General features: G+C 73.9%; 2 protein-coding genes. Both read left to right on the top strand.

Annotation, left to right across the window (positions count from 1 at the left end; translation table 11 throughout):
• The coding region (locus ABZ576_RS33855) for an SDR family NAD(P)-dependent oxidoreductase (protein ID WP_360749794.1) at positions 1 to 1,675 on the top strand (1,675 nt) is incomplete at its 5' end.
• A partial coding sequence (locus ABZ576_RS33850) for a type I polyketide synthase (protein ID WP_360749791.1) occupies positions 1,665 to 3,535 on the top strand: 1,871 nt, incomplete at its 3' end. The genes ABZ576_RS33855 and ABZ576_RS33850, both read left to right, overlap by 11 nt.

Raw genomic sequence — 3,535 nt, 5'->3', positions numbered from 1 at the left:
CAAGCCGCTGGACCCGGGAGGCACGGTTCCCGATCCCGACGGCGACGCGCTGGGGCTCCACCGCACTGCCGAGGTCCACACCGTCACGGCCCGGCTGGTGGAGCGTGCCCTGGCCACCGGTGAGCCGCAAGTCGCCTTGCGCGCCGGTGACCTGCGCGTGCCACGGCTCTCCCGGGCCACGGCGAGCGCGGCGAAGAGCCCGGAATGGGACCCGGCCGGCACGGTTCTGGTCACCGGCGGCACCGGAAGCCTCGGCGGGCTGCTCGCCCGGCACCTCGTCACCGCGCACGGTGTCCGCCACCTGCTCCTCATCAGCCGCAGCGGCTCCGCCGCACCCGGCGCCGCGGAGCTGCACGCCGAACTGACCGCCCTCGGCGCCACCGTCACCGTCACCGCCTGCGACGCCGCCGACCGGGCGGCCCTCACCGCCGTACTCGCTGCCGTACCCGACGAACACCCGCTCACCGCCGTCGTTCACACCGCCGGAGTGCTGGACGACGGTGTACTCGCCTCGCTCACTCCCCGGCGGCTCGACCACGTCCTGCGGGCCAAAGCCGATGCCGCACTCCACCTGCACGACCTCACCCGCGGCCTGCCGCTCGCCTCCTTCGTCCTCTTCTCCTCCGCCGTCGCGACGCTCGGCACCCCCGGCCAGGCCAACTACGCCGCTGCCAACGCCTTCCTCGACGCCCTCGCCCAGCACCGGCGTTCCCAGGGGCTGCCCGCCACCTCGCTGGCCTGGGGCCTGTGGGAGCAGACCGGCGGCCTGACGGGGCACCTCGGCTCGGTCGACCTGCGGCGGATGGCCCGCCACGGTCTGCTCGCCCTCCCCGCAGACACCGGCCTCGGCATGTTCGACACGGCACTCGCCCTGGACCGCGCCGTCCTGGTACCGGCACGCCTCGACCTGCCCGGGCCGCACCAGGCCGCGGACGTCCCGCCCGTCCTGCGCCGGCTCCTCGAACCCCTCGGAACACCCCGAGCCGGCCGGCGCGCCGAACCCCGCGGCGAGCCCGTTCCCCTGCGGGAGACACTGGCCGGCCTGGACGCCAAGCAGCGCCTCACCACCGTGTCCCGGCTCGTCCGCCGTCATGTGGCGCACATCCTCGGCGCCGCGGGGCCGGAAGCGGTGGACACCGGACGCACTTTCCGCGACCTCGGCTTCGACTCGCTCATGGCTGTCGAACTGCGCAACCTGCTGAACACCTCGGCCGGCGTCCGTCTCCCGGCCACCCTGGTCTTCGACCATCCCACACCCTCGGCCCTCACCAAACACCTGGTCGACAGGTGCTCCCCGGACCGTCCGCCCACATCCGGCCCCCAGGGGGCGGCCATCTCCTCGGCGCTCACCGCCCTGGACCGGCTGGAGGCCACCCTGCGCGGCATCCCCGCCGCGGAGCTGGCGGCGGCCGGGGTGGCCGCCCGGCTGCTGTCCCTCGCGACCGGGGCACCGACACCCACGAAGGCGCCCCCCGCACCCACGCCGGTGAAGGTGCCGGCCGCGCGGCAGTCCGTCGAGGGCACGGCGGCCGAAGGGCTCGCCGGCGCCTCCCGCGACGAGCTCTTCGCCTTCATCGACGGCGAACTCGGACGCGACTCCGCCACCGGCACCTCCTCGCCCCTCACCCCCCACCCCACCGACTCGACAGACAAGGCGGACTCCCGTGGAGAATGAGGAAAAGCTCCTGGACTACCTCAAGTGGGTCACCGCCGATCTGCACCGCTCGCGCGAACGCGTCACCGAACTGGAGGCGGCGAGCCGGGAACCGATCGCCATCGTCGGGATGGCCTGCCGGTTCCCCGGCGGTGTGCGGTCGCCCGAAGGGCTCTGGGAGTTGGTCGCCTCGGGCCGTGACGCCATCGGGGAGTTCCCCGCCGACCGCGGGTGGGACGTGGGCGGGCTCTACGACCCCGACCCCGACCACCCCGGCACCTCCTACACCCGGTACGGCGGATTCCTCCACGACGCCGCGGACTTCGACGCCGGCTTCTTCGGCATCTCGCCGCGCGAGGCCCTCGCCATGGACCCGCAGCAGCGTCTCCTGCTGACCACCTCCTGGGAGGCCTTCGAACGGGCCGGCATCGACCCGTCCTCGGCACACGGATCCCGGGTCGGCATCTTCACCGGCGTGATGTACCACGACTACCCGGCCGAACTCGGCGGCGACGCGGACCTGGAAGGCTACGTCGGCGACGGGAGCGCCGGCAGCATCGCCTCCGGCCGCATCGCCTACAACCTCGGTCTCGAAGGCGCGGCGATCACCGTCGACACCGCCTGCTCCTCCTCCCTGGTGGCTCTGCACCTGGCCTGCCAGACGCTGCGCACGCGCGAGTGCGACCTCGCCCTGGCCGGCGGCGTTTCCGTGATGTCCACCCCGCGCACCTTCCTCCAGTTCTCACGGCAGCGGGGCCTCGCGCCGGACGGGCGGTGCAAGGCGTACGCGGCGGCGGCCGACGGCACCGGCATGGGCGAGGGCGTGGGCCTGCTGCTCGTCGAGCGGCTGTCGGACGCGCGGCGGCTGGGACACCGGGTACTCGCGGTCGTACGAGGGAGCGCGGTCAACCAGGACGGGGCGTCGAACGGCCTGACAGCTCCCAGCGGACCGGCGCAGGAACGCGTGATCCGCGATGCCCTGTCCGCCGCGGGCCTGTCGGCGGCGGACGTGGACGCGGTGGAGGGGCACGGGACGGGCACCACACTGGGCGACCCGATCGAGGCCCAGGCCCTCCTCGCCACCTACGGGCAGCAGCGCTCCGGCGAACGACCGTTGTGGCTGGGCTCGCTCAAGTCGAACATCGGTCACGCACAGGCCGCAGCGGGGGTCGGCGGGGTCATCAAGATGGTGATGGCACTGCGCAACGGCATGCTGCCGCGCACGCTGCACGTGGACGAGCCGTCACCGCAGGTGGACTGGTCGGCCGGCGCCGTTTCGCTGCTGACGGAGGCACGGCCGTGGCCGGCGGTGGCCGGGGGCGGGCCGCGGCGGGCCGGGGTGTCGTCCTTCGGGGTGAGCGGCACCAACGCGCATCTCATCCTCGAAGAGGCGCCTGCGGAGGAGGCGTCTGTCGCGGCTGACGAAGCGCCACGGGCGGATGACGAGTCCCGGTCGGCGTTGCCGTTGCCCTTGCCGTGGGTGGTGTCGGGGCAGTCGGGGGCGGGCCTGCGCGCTCAGGCGAAGGCGCTGGCCGACTTCGTCACGGCGGGAGAAGCTGCGGGCACCGCCGTGGAAGGAGTCGGTGCCGCCGGACTCGCCGACATCGGTGCGGGTCTCGTCCGAGGGCGGGCGCTGCTGGAACACCGCGCGGTGATCGTCGCCGCCGAGCGCGAGGAGTTCGTACGGGCGCTGGAGGCGGTGGCCGACGGCCGACCGCACCCGTGCGTGGTCGACGGCCGGGCGGACACCCAACGCGAAGACGGTGGGGTGGTGTTCGTGTTTCCAGGGCAGGGTGGGCAGTGGGCGGGTATGGGCCTGGACCTGCTGGACACCTCGCCGGTGTTCGCGGAGCGGATCGAGGCGTGCGAGAAGGCGCTGGC

The organism is Streptomyces sp. NPDC013455 (assembly GCF_040632975.1).
In the GTDB taxonomy this organism is placed as follows: Bacteria; Actinomycetota; Actinomycetes; order Streptomycetales; family Streptomycetaceae; genus Streptomyces.
This window is presented reverse-complemented; position numbering and strand designations above follow the sequence as displayed.